This window comes from Spirochaeta cellobiosiphila DSM 17781 (assembly GCF_000426705.1).
GTDB classification, from domain to species: domain Bacteria; phylum Spirochaetota; class Spirochaetia; order DSM-17781; family DSM-17781; genus Spirochaeta_E; species Spirochaeta_E cellobiosiphila.
In genome coordinates, this window is sequence record NZ_AUFW01000012.1 from 183,700 (window position 1) to 200,555 (window position 16,856).

A 16,856-nucleotide genomic window follows, 5' to 3' on the forward strand; every position below is an offset into this window, starting at 1 on the left:
CCAGTGGAGAATTCTGTAGGTGACAAGTGTGGGTGAGGGAATTTGTCAATTGAGGAATTCTGTCATTGTCAATTGTCAGGTGGTCTGGGTGACAGGCTAGAATTGTGTGGGTGACAGGCTGAAATTCTGTCAGTGGCAATTGGGAGGGGTGAGATATGAGTGACAGTTGGGGTTTAGGATGATATGGGAACACCAATTAAGATACCTTTTTATGAACATGAATTTCATATATCACTAATCTGTCTTTCATATGGCCCTCTGAACAGTTGTTAATATTGTTCATAGCTATTGATTTTTTAACTTTGATTGAAGATTTGGGTATAAAATGGTGATTATTTTGTAGTTTTTAGGATTTTATTTGATCACGGGAAAAGTTGAGATGTAATATGTTGTATAGAACAAAAGGATAAATGAGTAGAATGCTTTTTTTTATTGATAATATTGATAAATACCAATCAGATTCTGTAAATGGCCTTAGAATATGCCAGTTAGGTGCGATCTGGTCCATTAAAAGTCATTTTACCATTTCAAATAATCCAGCACTTGTAAGTCTTCCAACTGGTTCTGGCAAAACGGCATTAATGATGGCATTATCATTTGAATTGACTGCCAAAAAAGTACTTATAATAACTCCTTCACAAGTAATAAGGCATCAAACAAACCAAAAATTCTCAACACTAGATGATCTTTGTAAAATTGGAGTATATAAGAATATAGATAACCGTTTTCCTATAGTACATGAACAAATAGGATATATTAAGACAGATGATGATTGGAAGCAATTAAGCGAAGATTATGATGTGGTTGTTTCTACTCCTAACAGTTCATCTCCTCATCTATTGAATGTAGCTAAACCAAATGAAAATTATTTTGATTTAGTTTTTATTGATGAAGCTCATCATACTAGTGCTAATATCTATGATTCAATTTTGAATTCTTTCAAAGAATCAAAAATAATTCTCTTAACTGCCACACCTTTTAGAAGAGATAAAAAAAGAATTCCTGGAAATCTTATTTATCATTATCCAATATCAAAAGCTATACAGGATGGAATTTATAGAGTTGTTAAATATTTTCCAGTAAATACTACAATACCAGAATCTAAAAAGGATAATGATTTAATCCTGGCAGAATATGCAAAGAAAAAATATCAAGAAGAAATTAAAACTAATAATGATGCTAAAGTTCTTATCAAAACGGATTCTATTTCTCATGCAGAGAAACTTATAAAGGTATATAAATCAATAAATTTTAATGTAGAATTAATCCATAGTAAGAAAACTGATAAGCATAACAATAAGACCGTAGCTGACTGTAAAGATAATAAAATCAGTGGAATTATTTGTGTTGGTATGGTTGGTGAAGGATTAGATATTCCTACTCTAAAAATGGCTGTATTGCATAAGTCCCCACAAACACTGCCCGCAACAATACAATTTATAGGTCGCCTATCTAGATTTAATAATCAAACGGGGAATTCTATATTAATTTCAGATCCTAATTTCATAGAAGGAGAAGTAAAAGAACTATATAGATATGATGATGGATGGGAGAAAATCATACCAAAATTAATAGATAGAAAAATACAAAATACGACATATGTAGGAAGACTTGGTAATCAGGCAAATTATGAATTATCTTTTTCTAAAAATGAAATCAATCCTTTCTTTACAGTAACCGTTTATGAATTGCTAAATGGTTTTACAATAAAAGAAAACTATATTACTGAGCTCCCTTCTGATATCGAATACTATATTCTAGATCGAGATGATAATGATCCTTACATATTTATTACTAAGGTTGAGGAAAATATTCCTTGGGTAATTAACTCTCTCTATACAGAAATGAATCACGAAATTCATATTTTCTATATAAAAGATAACTTTCTTTTTGAACATACAAGTTCTGAATTTTATAGTCAGAAAATTAGAAATATATTATTTAACAAAGATACTTATAGGAAAGCATCAAGCAAAACTGTAATACAAGGATTAAAAGATACAGATGGCCATTATGTAATGGTTGGTATGGCGAATATAACTGGTACCACGCACAGTAATCCCAAATATAAAACATATATGGGTAATGAAATTGAGAATTCACTAAGATTGACTGATGGTAGAAACTTTACTGCTGGGCATGCTTTATCAAAACATGGTGAAGATACTAGGGGAATAGCCACAAAAAACAGTAAGATTTGGTCAATTAAAAGGGATTCTCTTCAGAAATTTATTGATTGGTGTGATCATTTATATACTTTAATCCATTTACCAGATATTGATTTTCAAATCCCTAGAATGGGAATGTTGGCAAAGAGTGAAATTATCACCGAAATTCCAGAAGAACCAATTTCTATTTATTTTGATGATATTGAGTTACAACAAAATATATTAAAACTATATATTGAAAATGAGGACTATACTAATCCAAACATAAAAATTTCAATTGTAAATATGTCATTAGATAAGAAAAGTATATGTTGTATGATGAATCTTGATTTTATAGATGATCCAATTGAATGCAAATATGAAATTGATCAAAAAGGATATTGGGAAGTTGAGACAGATAAACAAATTAGAATTAATATTAATATGATAGATAATAAAAATAAAAGTTATATAAATTTATCTGAATTCTTACAAGATTATTCGCCTCTCATTATTTTGCAGTCAGGAAGAACTATTAAGAATAACGTATTATTCACTCCTCAAGTCCAAAATGAAAGATTTGATCAAGAATTATTTTTATCAGATAAAATTGATTGGGATGATACAGATATATTCAAGGAAGCAGAAGAACCTGATTCTAAATATAAATATAATGTGCAAGAAAAAGTAATATCAGTAATTTCTAAAGGTCGGGATGATAAAGATTACTTTTTTGTTGATGATTCTAGTGGTGAAGTTGCAGATATAATATGGTTCAATAATACAAGCACAGATAAAACAATTTATTTTATTCATTGTAAATTTAAGCATAGAAGTTCAAAGGCTGATCAAGATAGAACTCCAAACGGAGATAAAAAAAATATAACGGAGCTGATAGATCAGGGAATTCGTTGTGGGTTTTGGATAAAATCTCCAAATTTAATAAGCCAATTAATTGGAAGGTTAGAACGTACTCAGAAATCAAAAGTTTTATTCAATAAGGAGGTTGAATTCAGAAATTTTGAATTTGAATATTCTCCATATGATTGGAAATTTAAAGTAATTTTAGTTCAACCGGGTTTGGCTAAAGAAGCAGTATTTAAAACAAGTCAAATTACTAATATCGAGAAAATGTTAACTACATTATTTGATAGAACAAGAAGTATAAATGCTGATCTTGAAATATGGGGAAATAAGAAATCATAGTGCTATTTAATTGATGAACGAGAGTCTATACAACAAGCAAATGCAACTGTCAATTTCTTTGTCACAATTTTTGCCTTCGGCCGTTCATCGACTAATCGTCGCTGAACTCAAAAATCGCGCCAATCGCTTCGCGAACGAACTTGCAGCTGATTTGGACGTTATATACACTTTAGGAAAGAAAACTATAGTTTTAATTTTATATCGAGGTTGTACCTAAATGATTGTTTATAGAAAAAATAAGATCCCATACTTATATTCTGAGTTAGGTTACCTTAGACATCATGAGAACTCATTTATTGTTTTTTGCGATTGTATTGATGATATTGATATGATTCATGATATGCAAGCAATTATAAGAGGAGATAAATGTTTATCAGAAATCGAAGGACCATCATATTTATATATTGCTGCTGATATTCCTGATGAAGTATTATCTCTTTCGGGTAACTCAAATAAAGTAATCGAATGGAAATTATATTTTCTTAAGGTTTATGATGTAACAACATTAATCGATGAAGTCTATCCATCAGAAGCAAAAAGAATTTCTGATTTAGATTTATCAGCTGATAGATTAAATAAATTATTTGATAATAGGACATGTATTCCATTTCTTAATGAAGTTCAAAAGTTTTATGATTATGGTGATTACAAAGGTGTTTCCATAAGTAAAGAAATACTTGAAAAAATAGAAAAATTGGAAAATAGAATTTTAGCTGGAAAAAAGTTAATTGGTTTGAAGCAAATTCCAAAGGAACCTTCAATTACATTAACAAAAAATCACTCTGAATTAAAAGTATTTATATCTTATTCATGGTCTAATGAAAATTATGCTGATGAATTAGATATTTTATTTAATACTAAGGATATAATTTTACAACGTGATAAGAGAGATATAAAATATAAAGATAGCATAAAGGAATTCATGGGGAAAATTAGAATTGCTGATTATTGTTTAATCCTTATAAGTGATTATTATTTAAAATCCAAAAATTGCATGTATGAGATTTTAGAATTTATTAAGGATGAAGATTATATAAATAAAATCCTTCCAATCATTACTAATGATGCAAAAATCTTTAATGCAATTGATAGAGCTGAATATATACGTTTTTGGCAAGACAAATATAATGAATTAAATACATCAAAAGAGAAGATATCTGCTTTAAATCAAAGTGATATTATTGAAGAAATGAAATTTGTAGAAAATATCCAAAGGAATATATCTGAATTCCTAAAAATCATCTCAGATCTTCAACTGATAAAACTAGGTAATGATGTTACTTTAGAAAACTTCAAAACAATATATAACATAATAAATCCCGAGAATAAAAATATAAAACTTCAAAATGGTTATTTTCTGATGAATATACCAAGATCAATTAATGAACATTACTTTACATGGATGAAAAGTGAATATAAGGGATACAGAAGGGATATTCGTAAAGCAAAGATATATAGTTATTCAAAAATCAAAGAGGACTTTATTGATTCAGATTACCCTCAATGGAAAATAAAAAATTCTTAGCCATACCAATAAAATCGATTTTGAGTTTTGATCAAAGTATTATGACGTTTACTTATGAATATATAAATGAAATAAAAAAAATTAGTAATGAAACAATCGGAAATCAACAGATGTACTTAACAGAAGAAGAAATAGAAGAATATATATAGGGTATATAACAAAGTTTTGCAGCAGTCAGCCCTACTGTCATGGTTCTTGCTTCCGCAATAACCACGCCAGCTTAACGGTCTGCAGCTGAAAACGACGTTATATTCCAAGAGGAAAAGTATGGAACTCAGTATAAGTATTTCATTGTTTAGTGTTTTAATTGCAAGCTTTTCATTAATTCATTCAATAACATCTTCTAGAAGAAGTAATAGGAACTCTATTGATATTTCAAAAAATGAGTTAAGGTCAAATTCCCTTATAGCATTTAGCCAAGCAAGTGAAAAGTATATAGAAGAAATCCATTTTATTGATAATCGGTTTACCGAGATAACGAATGAATTAGTTGAAAAGTCTACTGGATTAATAGACGAAATCGGAAATACTCTTGAAGAGTATTGTTTCATTGAAAAAAATAAAGTTGACTTGAAATATTCATTATTAAAATTGGTAAAAGAAATACGTGAATATTATGATCATGAATTACTCTATCAATATGGATTAAACTTAAATTTTAGATTAAATCATTTGAGATATATAAATAGCGAATACTTCAAGATCACTAATAAATATTTTAAATTTATTAATAATTTTTTCTTTCGAAATAATATTGAATCACCTGAAGAACATATTATGTCATCTCCAATTATAAATTGGAATTATGAATTGATTTATAATAGTATTGATAAGAAGGATTACAAATCCATATTAATAGATATTTATAAAAAAATAGAGCCTTTTAAAGAAACGTATAAAAAAAATCTAATTACAATAGAAGATCTAAAACGTAGAATGGAACAGCTTGTTTCGGAAAATAAATATGAGATTTTTGATATAATGGAAATTCCAAATTTAAGAAAACTTCAAACTCATTTAGATTTAATTCATAGCTTCTACATCAATGATTTTGAAATCAAAGAAAATTATAAGATAGTAAATGCTATTTCTTTTATTATTTACTTAAGTACATATCTTTATATTGTTTCTGATTATAAAATGTGGGGTAAATATCAAACAGAAGTCATAAGCTGATTGAGAATATAATCAACAGAAACTTAAAGGGAGGATAAAATGTTTAATAAGAAATTGAAATCATTTGCAATAGGTATAAGGTATAGGCCAAATTTTCAAATCCTGAGTTCAAACCTGAAGTGCAACACTTTTCTTAAAAGCCTCATAGGGCGTTAAATATCCAAGACACTTCCTTGGTCTATTATTTAGTGCATACTCTATATTGATTATCGTGTCATTACTAATTTTTCTAATATCAGTTTTCTTAGGAATATATTGCCTAATAAGACCATTAGCGTTTTCTACGCTGCCCTTTTCCCCACTATGATAAGGATGACAAAAGTAGGATGTTGTTCCCAGCTCTTTATCAATATCTATATGCTTAGTGTTCTCTGTTCCATTATCAAAGGTAATAGTTTTCCTAATGGAAGAAGGAAATCTGGAGAGTCGCTTTGTTAAATGTTTTCGCATCTGCTCGGAACTTTTACTGCTCATCTTTGCTATTAATGTTAGTCTTGTTTTTCTTTCCACTAATACAAATAAGCAAGACTTACTTTGCCTTGATATAATAGTATCAGCTTCCCAATGACCAATTGTCTGTCGTAGGGCCACTTCTTTAGGTCTATGGTCGATACTTCGTCTGTGAGGTATTCTTGAGTCATGTTTTGAGGTATAAAGATTTCTTTTCTTCCTTTTTTTCCTGCTCTTACAAGTTGTTGTGCTAAATGCAGAGCTCTCTTGTGAATATACTGATAGAGAGATTCATGACTTATAAAGCCTGTTCCATGCTCTAATTTATGTCTTTGTGTGATTTGTTGTGAAGACCAACCGTCTTTTAACTTAGCTTCTATATAGGAAATATGGTCTTGAGATAGAACCTTGGACTTATTTATAGAAGACCGTCTATTGCTACTTTTTCGATTTGCTAAGACTGATCTGTATTCTCCAGAGCGTAAGTCCCTATTACGTTTCAATTCTCTAGAGATTGTACTTACATTTCGACCTGGCTTATTCGCAATTGTTCTTTGATTAAGTCCTTTGGTTAATAAAATCATAATTTTTTCACGTTCTTCTTGGCTAATATGGCTATAATAAAGAGTGTTGGATGTGATATTTTTTCTCTGCGAGATATTCTCACTTCTTTGATAATTTATGTGGTAATAGAGATCCAAGAGAGGATATCTTGTTTTTATTTATACTTCTATGTTTTTCTTTGCTTTATTTCTAGTTGTTGCACTTCAGGTTTGAATTCGGGTTTACAATTTATAGAGAAAATGAAAAAGAATGGATTTAATTTTGACAGTGATATAAATCAATACATGGTAACTGAATTTTTCACAGGTATCATACCTGTTTTAGTTTTTAGCCTATTTAAGGATTAATGGTCTTCAACATTCGATGTTGATTCAGAAAAATTATATGAGATGTTTTTATAAGCTAATGATGAAACACATAATAAATTGCATAAAAACGAATAAAAATTTTGAATATATATTAAGTAAGTATTTAGTTAGTAGGAGTATAAAATGACCGAAATATATTATTTTACTGGAACAGGTTTTACTTTAAAATGTGCAAAAATGTTAAAGCAAAACTTAGACAATGAAGTAGAACTAATATCAATTAATTCATTGAAGAAAGTTGAAAGGATTGAAAGTGAGTCAGATGTTGTCGGCTTTTTATTTCCAATGCATTCATTTGATGTACCACAAAATTATAAGGAATTTATTAAGAGATTTTATTGTCCAAAAGCCAAATATATTTTTTCATTGGTTACATGTGGGGGAGCTCCTGCAAATGTTTTCAAAACGATAAGTAGGCAATTAAAGAAGAATAAAAAAGAATTGAATGCGTTTAATTTTATAGTTACTCCCAATACTTTCGATATAGTTTTTAAAGTAATAGTTGATAATAGTGTAAAAAATGAAAGAACGAAAATGGAAGAAAAAGTTAAGAAATTTGCACAAATAATAAATGAAAGAAAGATATCTAAAAAAATGACCTATAGAAATTACTTATTAGAATATACAATATTCCCGATTGTTAGATCTTTAAATCATCTAACCAAATATTATAGATTAGAAAAAGCTTTTTATGCAGATGAATCCTGTATTTCATGTGGTAAATGTGCAAGAATCTGTCCAGTTCAAAAAATTAAATTTAGAGACAATAAACCATATTGGGATGAAAGTGTTAACTGTGTTTTTTGTTTAGCTTGTCTACATAGATGTCCAACAGAATCGATACAAATTAGACAAACAAAATCTAAGCAACAAAATAGAATATATCCAGAAGATATAAAAATTGAAGAGTTGATGGAACAAAATACATATAGTTAATTTATCTGCTATAATAATATTGCGGCATAACAAGAGATTTGGAGTAGTCAAAATTTATTGTCACGATTCTGGCTAAAGACGTTCGGGCAATGGCCCTCACTCCAGAATCGCGCCAATTCGGCGAAGACGCCGAACAATTTTGCTACTCAAATCGTCGTTATCTTGAAACTCCGTTTTTGATAGAAACTTCATATATTCGCGGAACGTTATGTTAAAATACCTCGTAAAAGGAGAAACATATGAGTATGATTGGCAATTTGGTTAGGTGTGAAGATGCCAAAATAAATGAGTTTCATACCAACCCAAATCTAATAGAAGATTTTGTCTATGGATCTAATATTGATAGTTCAAAAAGATTAGATCTTGATAAAAGCTGGCATGCAATTCATTTTATAATTTCAGGTTCAGCTTGGGAAGGAGACCCTCCTCAAAATTTTTTAATGAGTGGACAACCTATTGGAAACATTGATTTGGGATATGGACCTGCAAGAACTTTTTTATCTAGTGAAGTCAAGAATATTAATGACTTTTTAAATTCATCTTCATTTAATTTTTCAACAGACGATTTAGTTGGAAAATTATCTATGAATGAAATTTATCCTCAAGTTTGGAATAGACAAGAAGATATAGATTATATAAAAGCATATTTTCAAGAATTGAAACTGTTTATAAATAATGCTGTAGATGAAAAAGAAGGTCTAATTCTTTTCATCAACTGACACTCCCTTTTGCGAGGTACATAACAGCGAATATGCGTTGCGCTTCGCTCCACCCAAATTGCTTCCTTGATAAAATCTGAAAAAAGTATGTTATACTTTTCCTAGCTTTTATCAAGACCACAAAGGACTGAAGCAACTTCGCATATTCGCGAAACGTTATCTACATGCCTAAAATAGATAAAAAATAACGATTGTAAATAATTAACAAAAAAACAGTTACTGTTTTAAAAATAATAAAAAATCTTTAAATCCCTAAGTTCATACCTGAAGTGCAATACTTTTCTTAAAAGCCTCATAGGGCGTTAAATATCCAAGACACTTCGTGAAAATCTGGCAGGTTAAATGGACCTTATCTACAACTAACATAACCCTTGATTGGATTTTACTTCAAAATATATGTGTGTATTCTGTTGTCGGTTACATGAGTATAGATCCTGGTAGTCGAGATATTGGAGTGTCCTAGCAACTCTTGTACGGTTTGTGTGTCATACTGTAACTGTCAAAATCATAGGCTCTAAAAGATATTACCATAAGCATAGATAATTGCTCCTTGGAGAAAACTACATGGACACCAAATTGGATTATTGGACTATCATCTTTGGAAATTGGGAAAAAGCGGATTGAATCGCACTGATTTCTTTAAGAAGAATTGTAGAAAAGACGATCAGGAATAGCATCTGCTATAGTAGGCTCATCAATTATGTCATGCCATGTAGAAACATGTATCTGTGGTACGATGATTATAGGTTTTCTTTTATGCCTATCTTCAATAATTTCAAGTAAAGCCATACGACTTACTAAACCCAATTTTTCTAGTCCAAAATCATCGAGTATAACAACCTGTTGAAAAATTAAAGGTTAAATTCTGTAATGATTGATTCTTTAGCTGCAACCATTTGCCATCCATAGCCCACTACTTTGGAACTCCAGCACATACTGCCAATAACCGATTTTTCAAGCTTCGGTCTCAGGTCTTTCCCAAATTGACTTGCTACGCAAGCCAACTTCTTGTAAATTTGAAACGTTATTGGCAATACGCGACAATAAATTTATTATTGAAGGAAAAATCTACCATTCATGGCAGATAATGCAATTGTTATGAAAAATATAACAGATGACATTAACATCCCCAAATCATTTGGATATCTTCTAAAATACATAGAAGAAAATAGTGAACAATATGAAGCTCCTTATGAAAGAGCTTGGAAAACTGTTTCATCATTAAATGATTTATCTCCATCAATATTGAATTCATATTTTGACTATGAAGAACCTGATTTCGACTATTATCCTGAATTAAATTACAATATCCCTTTTGAATTAGTCCCTTTTTCATATACAGGAATTGATGGCATGAATTATAGTTGGATTGTTCATGCCCCAGAATTGGATTTTGAAGAATATCCATGTGTTTTATATAATCCATATGATCAGAAAGTTAAATGGATTGGTGATAATTCTGACCAAGCAATTGTTAGTATATTATTCGGCCTACCGGATGACTGGAAAAAGATTAATATTGATGCAAAAATTAAATCTTCAAAGAATCAAAAAAAAATCGAATTGTTAAAATCTTTGAATATAGATATTCAAAAATATTATCAATATTTTGTAAATAAAAATGATTTTGATGTTCATTTAAAAATACCTCACAATTGGAGATATGAAAAAACAAGTGATGGTATAGGAGTCCTTGCTAAAAAGGAATTTTTTGGGAATTATGAAAATCATTCTTCTGATATCGATAGTTGTTTAGAACTTTCTCGCACTGCTTTAAATGAAGAATATCCTGCATCAGCTTTAGTCTTCTTAAAAAGCATTTGGTATGATTCTCCTTTTAATTTGGAAATTATTGAATTGATGGAAAAGGCATATGAACAACTTGGAAGAAGCTTTCAGATAAATAGAATGAAACTTTGGAAAACTAAACACTTATTGTAATATATCACTGCTGTCCGGTTTAATTCATAGCGAATAAAAAAAGCTTGTATGATACTGATTTACCACAAAACACCATAATGAAAAGAAATACAAGCTTGCCAAAGTCTGCCAGTCTTATCGAATTTATGCTAATGGGGAAATACGTCGTCATATAACCAATGAAGAGTGCATGGGGCTAGAACGTGTGGTCGCTTGGAGTCCTGAGAGAGTAGAAGTACGTTTGTTAGATCATTACAATGGGCGTGAAAATGAATGGATTGAAGCGTATAAAATAAAGTAAAACTGTGTTATCAATCACCACTAAAGGTAAGGAAGTGATCAAATCAGAATGAAACATCATAAAAGAGAAATACTGAATAAACTCTGTTACACTGAGCTTGTATACGGATGCATCAGAAAGAAGTTAAGTATAGATCTGCCTGATCAAGAAATCGAAGAGTTTATTATAAAGCTTATAGAAGAAACTCTAGAAGAGGATATTAAGATCCATGGAAAAAACTTCTATCTTGAGAATAAAAGGGAAATGATAAAAATCACAGTTAATAGAAATACATACAGAGTTATTACAGTTGATCGAATGAATAATTAAGCTTAGCTTTCTCTTTGAACTCAGGTACTGATACGCTTTAGTCTTCCCTGAGGTCAAATCTGGAGTGCAACACTTTTCTTAAAAGCCTCATAGGGAGTTAAATATCCAAGACACTTCCTGGGGCTACTCTATGTTGACTATCATATTAATATATTGCTTAATGTGACCATTAGTGTTTTATGTTCTATTATTGATATTTATATCTTATATTGAACTCGCTGAAATATCTTGTGAAGATACAGATGATAATTGGGCAATGGATCAGATTCTCATGAAATCAAAAGAAATTGGCGCTGATGGAATTATTATAATAGGTAAAGCAGCGACCTATGGTTATGGTATTTCCATAGGAGATATGCTTTTTACATCGTTCGAAGCTTATGGTATAAAAGCAATTGCAATTAAGTACACTACCGATTGAAGCTTTTCCTAAAGTCATCTAGCAGTTAAGAACAAAGCTTAAGTGAGCAATGGCCTATTTTGCTTGGTAGACCCTAACATAATCCACTTCCATGGATGTGGGAAAAATATCGTCATCAACTTCAGGTCCTCCCATATCTCCACCAATGGCTATGTTGAGTATGAGATATTGTGGTTTATCGAAGGGCCATTCTTTCGTACCTGTCCCAGGATTTTTAAAGGTAAAATAAGGTACATCATCTACTCCGATAATGATGTATTCAGCTGTCCAATAGAGTTGATAATTATGAAAGGCTGTATCTGCATCGTTTATAGTTGTTGAGGTACCAATACCGAAGGTTCCTTTTGTGGCTGCTGTATGAATGGTCGCATGAATCTTTGTTGGATCTTTTCCTACTTGTTCCATAATATCTATCTCGCCATTTACCGGCCATGGTTGGTCCTCTGTTCCTAGCATCCATATAGCTGGCCATGTCCCAACACCTTTTGGGAGTTTGGCTCTGACTTCTATGAAACCATAGGTCCAGCTTGCTTTATCTCTGGTAATGAGGCGGGCTGAAGTGTATTCCTGTCCACCGTAATCGGATTTTGTTGTGAGTTTTTCTTTCCGGGCTGTAATGATTAATTTTCCATTCTCGATATGGGAGTAATCTGGGTTGGCAACGGCGTAGTACTGGAGCTCGTTGTTGTACCACCCTGTTTTATTGGCTTCTGTGTCATAGATCCAGTTCTTAGGATCGGGCAGTCCGTCTGTATTGAACTCATCCGACCAGATAAGGCTGTAGTCTTCTGGTGGGAAGCTTGGAGGAAGGTTGTTGGCTTTTGTCTGGGGGATAACGGAGCACGATGTTAGCCATAAGAATAAGGTCAAGGCGATTTTTGTTTTCATATAAGATAGTGTAGTATGAAAACTAAGGAAAGGGTCAAGACATAGTTAACAGTTGAGGTTCAGGACATGGAGAAAAAACTATGGATCTGAAAGAAGAAGTTATTCTAAAAGCAAAAAAAGGGCAACAAAGCTTTAGGTCTTTATGTGAAGAGTATTCTATTAGCCTTAAGATAGGTATACAAAAGATGGATTTCCCTAAGATTTCATAAATCTATCTTCAATAGGAAGTTTTCCTGGAAATAGTAATACTTTATTTTTTGTTCCTAAAATTAAATTTGAATTATTGCAAATTCATGAAATTGTTCATTTATTTAATCCGGGGCTTACTTCCGATAACAGGTCATAATTGATTCCGCTTAGCTCCAGCCAAATTGATCCTTTGACAAAAATCAATAAAAGTATGTTACACTTTTGTCGACGTTAATCAAGCCCCAAGGTGCTGGATTTACTTCAGTCATGACATGTTATCGGCAAAAAGTATCAATATTTTTTAATGAAAGATTACGACATCCATGGTGAAAGTATTGATTTTATGAGAATAGCTTTTAGCATTTATTCGCGGAGTTTTATGAAACTAACAATTTTACCAGAAGATCCACATAATGAAGATGCTCTTGAGCTTATGAATGAATTATCAGGAGTATTAACTTCTATTACTGGAAATGGAGGGCAGTCATCATTTTGTATTGATGATTTAAAAAACGATAAATCTATTTTCTTAATAGCACGAGATGAAAATAATAAACCGATAGGATGTGGTGCCATTCGTCCAATGAATAGACAATGTGCTGAGATAAAAAGAATGTATTCAAAACAACCACAAGTTGGGACTCGTATTTTAGAAAGTTTGGAAAAACATGCAATGTCTATTGGATATAAAAAAATAAGACTAGAAACAAGAAAGGTAAATGAAAAAGCGGTCAGGTTTTACTTAAGAAATGGATATTATGTAATTGAAAATTATGGCAAATATGTAGGAAACAATTTGGCTATATGTTTTGAAAAAGAATTTTAGGCAAAATGATGAATACTATGATCGCAAGATAACAAAACGAATGGCGCAGTCAGCCCTATCGTCATGCTTTTTGCGAAGTAAAAATCACGTCTATGTACTGTCTGTAGCTCATTCGAGTCGTTATATTGCTGGAGGATCACAATTTATATGAATAAAAAGGAAGAAGAATTATCAATCTTAAAAAAAATTTATTCATTCTATAATTTTTACTGCGAACAAACAGAATGTCCAGATTTTATATTAAAATTAAAACCTGATTGTAGTAAAAAAATAGGTATTGAGATAACTCGATTATTTACACATGAAGGATATGCAAGAATAGAAAAGATTCCAAACTACATAGAAGACGTCATATCGGGCAAAAATATTGATAAACGTGATAAAGGGAGATTTAACATTCGAGAAATAGAATTAATATCACCACAAAGAGATAAACAAAAAGTTAATGCAATCATTGATTCAAATAAACCTATCGTAAATATTGAAGTCCTTGAGAATTGCATCGAAGATAAAAATAAAAAGATGCTTAAATATGATTCTAATTGTATTAGCTTTAATTTAATAATAGATGATCATACAGATTACTTCAGCCGTACGAATAGTAGCGTTTACTTAACTCAAAATTTTATTAAGACAGTTATTGGTAGTGGGTTTAATGAGATTTTCTTATTAACAAAATTAAAAAGCAATTTTATTTATGTACCTTTAAAATTATTCATTTTTAATCATTGGCTTTCTTGTAGTAAAAGGCTTTTTGAAATAGATAAGCTATTCAAAGACTATGCGGAAAAATGCAATATAATTACACATATGTACCTTATTTTGAAAAAACATGATGACAAAAATGCTTTATTATTCGAAGAAGAAAAAACTATAAAATTAAAATTTTCCAAGTATCTTTTTTATAAAGATGGTAAAAAAAGGAATTTGCAGATTCTCCCAGAAATAAATTTTTTTAACCATGAACCGTTGAATATAACAGATAAGTTGCCTGAATCCATAAAAGAAAAAGTCATAAACATTTCCTTGAAAGCAACGGTGCCAATACTTAAAACTCATTTTATATGTAGTAAAAATAAGATTGTAATATAACAAAGCCATGCAACCTGACAAAATTTTACCAAACATTTCCCTTACGCAAAATATGCGCCAACCACTTCGTGGACAATTTTGTAGTTGATGGCGACGTTATCTACAACTAATGTAATCCTTGATTGGATTTTGCTCCAAGATATATGTGACTGTTCTGTTGTCGGTTATATGAGTATAAATCCTGGTAGTCGAGATATAGGAGTGTTCTAGCAACTCTTGTATGGTTCGTATGTCGTAACCTGACTAATGGTATGAACTGTTGCCTGATTAATCCTGAAGGCAATAGGGTCAAGCGATCTTTGCCCACCTTCCCTTTTCTCACTGTTATTATTTTTTTCTCAAAATCCAAATCCTTTACACGTAGATGAAAGCATTCTCTTAACTGTAAACCTCCTCCATATATTGCATCGAAATGCCTGACGTTGGGTGGAAAAGGATACACTCTTTTTCAACACCAAATAGGTAAGATCGTCTTTTAATGCATTTTCTGAGAAATCATCCTCTGGGTAATCCGAAAAATACTTCAAAAAAGAATCAAGCCAATGTAGATAAGTCTTTTCAGTGGCATAGGATTTATGTTGAAGCCGTAATTCCCTTTTCATTCGTTGAATATAATTGGTCCCCTCTGTGGTAATATCCGGAGGCTTAATCTCGAAAAGGTCGCTATTTACTCTTGTAAAAATGGAGATTGCCACTGTAGCTTGTTCAATCTGCCATTCTTTATAATGGATAGATAAACTTTCATAAAAGGCCTTACGGTTTTCTATTATGCTTAGTTTAGGATTGTATGATTTGTTAAATTTTCTGACCCATGTGGAAAATAATGGGATTTTCTGCTGTTTTATTTTCAGATTATTCTTAAGGTAGTACTGGTATGCTCCTCTGAACAATAGTTTATTTAACTTTGATTGAGGATTTGGGTATATAATGGGGATTATTTTGTAGTTTCTAGGATTTTTATCTGATCACGGGAAAAGTTGAGATGTAATATGTTACACAGCAGAAATCAAATACAAATATTACTGGATATTAATTATGGAAAAAGACTTTTCAATTATTAAATTTGAACCGACTGGGAAGGAGTACTTATTACCAGATTCAAATTATTCTAAAAAGCATCTTGAGTTTTGTGAAAAGTATTCAATTAAAAAGACTTTAGAGGAAATAGAAGCTGAATATAGAAATAAGTATGATGATTATCGAGAAATTGATATTCCTATTGGTGCTTCAAGAATTGGTGGCCCTATTGTCGATTTACCTAATAATATTGAATATCCTGAAAATCATTTTTTCATGGCTCAATTAAATTTATCTGAATTTTCTCAGCATGACTCTTTAGGATTGCTTCCTAAAGAGGGTTTTTTATATTTCTTTATGGAAAAAGGATACGGAGATGAAGGTAAAGTCTTCTACTCTTCTTGTTCAAAAAAAGAATTACAAAGAATTAAATATGAACACAATGATTGGTATTACTCAGGCCAATTAATTGGAAATATTCGAAACGACAGAGAGACCTTTGATGATAGATTTATTGTAAATGATGGAATTAAAGAATGGGATTATTTTGCTAGAGATGATGTATCTAAAATTTATGGTATATATACAAATTGCCAAGCAAGTGAGGAAGAGATTAGATATTATACTAATAATGAAGAGATTTTATTGTTACATATTGGCTCTAATTTTTTAGGTGAAGGAGTACATTGCGTTTTTATCGATAAAACAGACTTAAAGAATAAAGATTTTTCAGATTGCAGATTTGATTACAATCAATCTTAATTAAAATATATGAAGATGATTTCTGCTGTGTAACATAAAG

Annotated in this window: 18 protein-coding genes and 2 pseudogenes; 13 read left to right on the forward strand and 7 right to left on the reverse strand. The window is 30.8% G+C overall.

Annotation, left to right across the window (positions count from 1 at the left end):
• Nucleotides 1–410 precede the first annotated feature (410 nt).
• From K345_RS0102660 to K345_RS0102670, 4 genes are all read left to right on the forward strand, one after another.
• On the forward strand, nt 411–3,353 hold the full coding sequence (locus tag K345_RS0102660; RefSeq protein WP_083963593.1) for a DEAD/DEAH box helicase: 2,943 nt from the start codon (nt 411–413) through the stop codon (nt 3,351–3,353).
• A gap of 217 nt (nt 3,354–3,570) precedes the next feature.
• Nucleotides 3,571–4,878 (forward strand): toll/interleukin-1 receptor domain-containing protein, encoded by a 1,308-nt coding sequence (locus K345_RS0102665; protein WP_028972867.1) that lies wholly within the window; start codon nt 3,571–3,573, stop codon nt 4,876–4,878.
• On the forward strand, nt 4,857–5,027 hold the full coding sequence (locus K345_RS23020; RefSeq protein ID WP_156888274.1) for a hypothetical protein: 171 nt from the start codon (nt 4,857–4,859) through the stop codon (nt 5,025–5,027). Before K345_RS0102665 ends, K345_RS23020 begins: the two co-directional genes overlap by 22 nt.
• A gap of 118 nt (nt 5,028–5,145) precedes the next feature.
• Nucleotides 5,146–6,054: a hypothetical protein gene (locus tag K345_RS0102670; protein ID WP_028972868.1), complete on the forward strand. Its 909-nt coding sequence runs from the start codon at nt 5,146–5,148 to the stop codon at nt 6,052–6,054.
• A gap of 108 nt (nt 6,055–6,162) precedes the next feature.
• On the opposite strand, the gene K345_RS23540 is transcribed toward K345_RS0102670, so the two are convergent.
• Nucleotides 6,163–6,795, reverse strand: coding sequence for an IS30 family transposase (locus K345_RS23540; protein ID WP_083963594.1), 633 nt, complete (start codon nt 6,793–6,795; stop codon nt 6,163–6,165).
• Nucleotides 6,796–7,007: 212 nt separating this feature from the next.
• Nucleotides 7,008–7,205: pseudogene (locus K345_RS23630) on the reverse strand (helix-turn-helix domain-containing protein); the annotation flags it as partial.
• Nucleotides 7,206–7,559: 354 nt separating this feature from the next.
• On the opposite strand from K345_RS23630, the gene K345_RS0102680 reads away from it, so the two are divergent.
• The gene (locus K345_RS0102680) at nt 7,560–8,372 is read left to right on the forward strand and encodes an EFR1 family ferrodoxin (RefSeq protein ID WP_028972869.1); all 813 of its coding nucleotides are present in this window, start codon (nt 7,560–7,562) and stop codon (nt 8,370–8,372) included.
• Between the two features lie 239 nt (nt 8,373–8,611).
• Entirely contained in the window at nt 8,612–9,091 is a 480-nt protein-coding gene (locus tag K345_RS19395; protein ID WP_053228003.1) for a YfbM family protein, read from the forward strand.
• Between the two features lie 382 nt (nt 9,092–9,473).
• Here K345_RS19395 and K345_RS23715 read toward each other — a convergent pair.
• Both K345_RS23715 and K345_RS22745 read right to left on the reverse strand, forming a co-directional pair.
• A pseudogene (locus K345_RS23715) lies at nt 9,474–9,572 on the reverse strand (tyrosine-type recombinase/integrase); the annotation flags it as partial.
• Nucleotides 9,573–9,730: 158 nt separating this feature from the next.
• Complete coding sequence (locus K345_RS22745) at nt 9,731–9,943, reverse strand: ATP-binding protein (RefSeq protein WP_083963596.1); 213 nt, start codon at nt 9,941–9,943, stop codon at nt 9,731–9,733.
• 225 nt (nt 9,944–10,168) lie between these two features.
• Between K345_RS22745 and K345_RS0102695 the strand changes: the two genes are divergently transcribed.
• The 3 genes from K345_RS0102695 to K345_RS19400 all read left to right on the forward strand — a co-directional run bounded on the left by K345_RS0102695 (nt 10,169) and on the right by K345_RS19400 (nt 12,042).
• Nucleotides 10,169–11,032 carry a hypothetical protein gene (locus K345_RS0102695; RefSeq protein WP_028972870.1) on the forward strand — a complete coding sequence of 288 codons (864 nt, stop codon included), beginning with the start codon at nt 10,169–10,171 and terminating at the stop codon, nt 11,030–11,032.
• Between the two features lie 328 nt (nt 11,033–11,360).
• Nucleotides 11,361–11,621 (forward strand): DUF3781 domain-containing protein, encoded by a 261-nt coding sequence (locus tag K345_RS0102705; RefSeq protein WP_037570976.1) that lies wholly within the window; start codon nt 11,361–11,363, stop codon nt 11,619–11,621.
• 172 nt (nt 11,622–11,793) lie between these two features.
• The gene (locus K345_RS19400) at nt 11,794–12,042 is read left to right on the forward strand and encodes a hypothetical protein (protein ID WP_053228004.1); all 249 of its coding nucleotides are present in this window, start codon (nt 11,794–11,796) and stop codon (nt 12,040–12,042) included.
• A 54-nt stretch (nt 12,043–12,096) separates the two neighbouring features.
• Here K345_RS19400 and K345_RS0102715 read toward each other — a convergent pair whose 3' ends face one another.
• Nucleotides 12,097–12,930 carry a glycoside hydrolase family 16 protein gene (locus K345_RS0102715; RefSeq protein WP_028972872.1) on the reverse strand — a complete coding sequence of 278 codons (834 nt, stop codon included), beginning with the start codon at nt 12,928–12,930 and terminating at the stop codon, nt 12,097–12,099.
• 80 nt (nt 12,931–13,010) lie between these two features.
• Here K345_RS0102715 and K345_RS23635 point away from each other — a divergent pair, with 80 nt between their 5' ends.
• From K345_RS23635 to K345_RS0102730, 3 genes are all read left to right on the forward strand, one after another.
• Complete coding sequence (locus K345_RS23635) at nt 13,011–13,139, forward strand: hypothetical protein (RefSeq protein ID WP_281169296.1); 129 nt, start codon at nt 13,011–13,013, stop codon at nt 13,137–13,139.
• 284 nt (nt 13,140–13,423) lie between these two features.
• A complete protein-coding gene (locus K345_RS0102725) occupies nt 13,424–13,945 on the forward strand; it encodes a GNAT family N-acetyltransferase (protein WP_211227818.1) in 522 nt (173 codons plus the stop codon).
• Between the two features lie 147 nt (nt 13,946–14,092).
• Nucleotides 14,093–15,037, forward strand: a complete 945-nt coding sequence (locus K345_RS0102730; RefSeq protein ID WP_028972874.1) for a hypothetical protein — start codon at nt 14,093–14,095, stop codon at nt 15,035–15,037.
• Between the two features lie 96 nt (nt 15,038–15,133).
• Here the strand turns inward: K345_RS0102730 and K345_RS23720 are convergent, their stop codons facing one another.
• On the reverse strand, nt 15,134–15,268 hold the full coding sequence (locus K345_RS23720; RefSeq protein WP_083963597.1) for a hypothetical protein: 135 nt from the start codon (nt 15,266–15,268) through the stop codon (nt 15,134–15,136).
• Between the two features lie 107 nt (nt 15,269–15,375).
• A complete protein-coding gene (locus tag K345_RS23750; protein ID WP_425423277.1) occupies nt 15,376–15,639 on the reverse strand; it encodes a phage integrase N-terminal SAM-like domain-containing protein in 264 nt (87 codons plus the stop codon).
• A gap of 433 nt (nt 15,640–16,072) precedes the next feature.
• On the opposite strand from K345_RS23750, the gene K345_RS19405 reads away from it, so the two are divergent.
• A complete protein-coding gene (locus tag K345_RS19405; protein ID WP_053228005.1) occupies nt 16,073–16,816 on the forward strand; it encodes a DUF1963 domain-containing protein in 744 nt (247 codons plus the stop codon).
• The last annotated feature ends 40 nt before the right edge of the window (nt 16,817–16,856 follow it).

Coding starts and splice junctions, on each gene's coding strand:
- K345_RS19395 (WP_053228003.1), top strand. CDS start 8,612: ATGAGTATGATTGGCAATTTGGTTAGGTGTGAAGATGCCAAAATAAAT.
- K345_RS0102695 (WP_028972870.1), top strand. CDS start 10,169: ATGGCAGATAATGCAATTGTTATGAAAAATATAACAGATGACATTAAC.
- K345_RS23020 (WP_156888274.1), top strand. CDS start 4,857: ATGGAAAATAAAAAATTCTTAGCCATACCAATAAAATCGATTTTGAGT.
- K345_RS0102665 (WP_028972867.1), top strand. CDS start 3,571: ATGATTGTTTATAGAAAAAATAAGATCCCATACTTATATTCTGAGTTA.
- K345_RS0102715 (WP_028972872.1), bottom strand. CDS start 12,930: ATGAAAACAAAAATCGCCTTGACCTTATTCTTATGGCTAACATCGTGC.
- K345_RS0102725 (WP_211227818.1), top strand. CDS start 13,424: ATGAAAGATTACGACATCCATGGTGAAAGTATTGATTTTATGAGAATA.
- K345_RS0102680 (WP_028972869.1), top strand. CDS start 7,560: ATGACCGAAATATATTATTTTACTGGAACAGGTTTTACTTTAAAATGT.
- K345_RS23635 (WP_281169296.1), top strand. CDS start 13,011: ATGGATCTGAAAGAAGAAGTTATTCTAAAAGCAAAAAAAGGGCAACAA.
- K345_RS23750 (WP_425423277.1), bottom strand. CDS start 15,639: ATGAAAAGGGAATTACGGCTTCAACATAAATCCTATGCCACTGAAAAG.
- K345_RS0102660 (WP_083963593.1), top strand. CDS start 411: ATGAGTAGAATGCTTTTTTTTATTGATAATATTGATAAATACCAATCA.
- K345_RS0102705 (WP_037570976.1), top strand. CDS start 11,361: ATGAAACATCATAAAAGAGAAATACTGAATAAACTCTGTTACACTGAG.
- K345_RS0102730 (WP_028972874.1), top strand. CDS start 14,093: ATGAATAAAAAGGAAGAAGAATTATCAATCTTAAAAAAAATTTATTCA.
- K345_RS0102670 (WP_028972868.1), top strand. CDS start 5,146: ATGGAACTCAGTATAAGTATTTCATTGTTTAGTGTTTTAATTGCAAGC.
- K345_RS19405 (WP_053228005.1), top strand. CDS start 16,073: ATGGAAAAAGACTTTTCAATTATTAAATTTGAACCGACTGGGAAGGAG.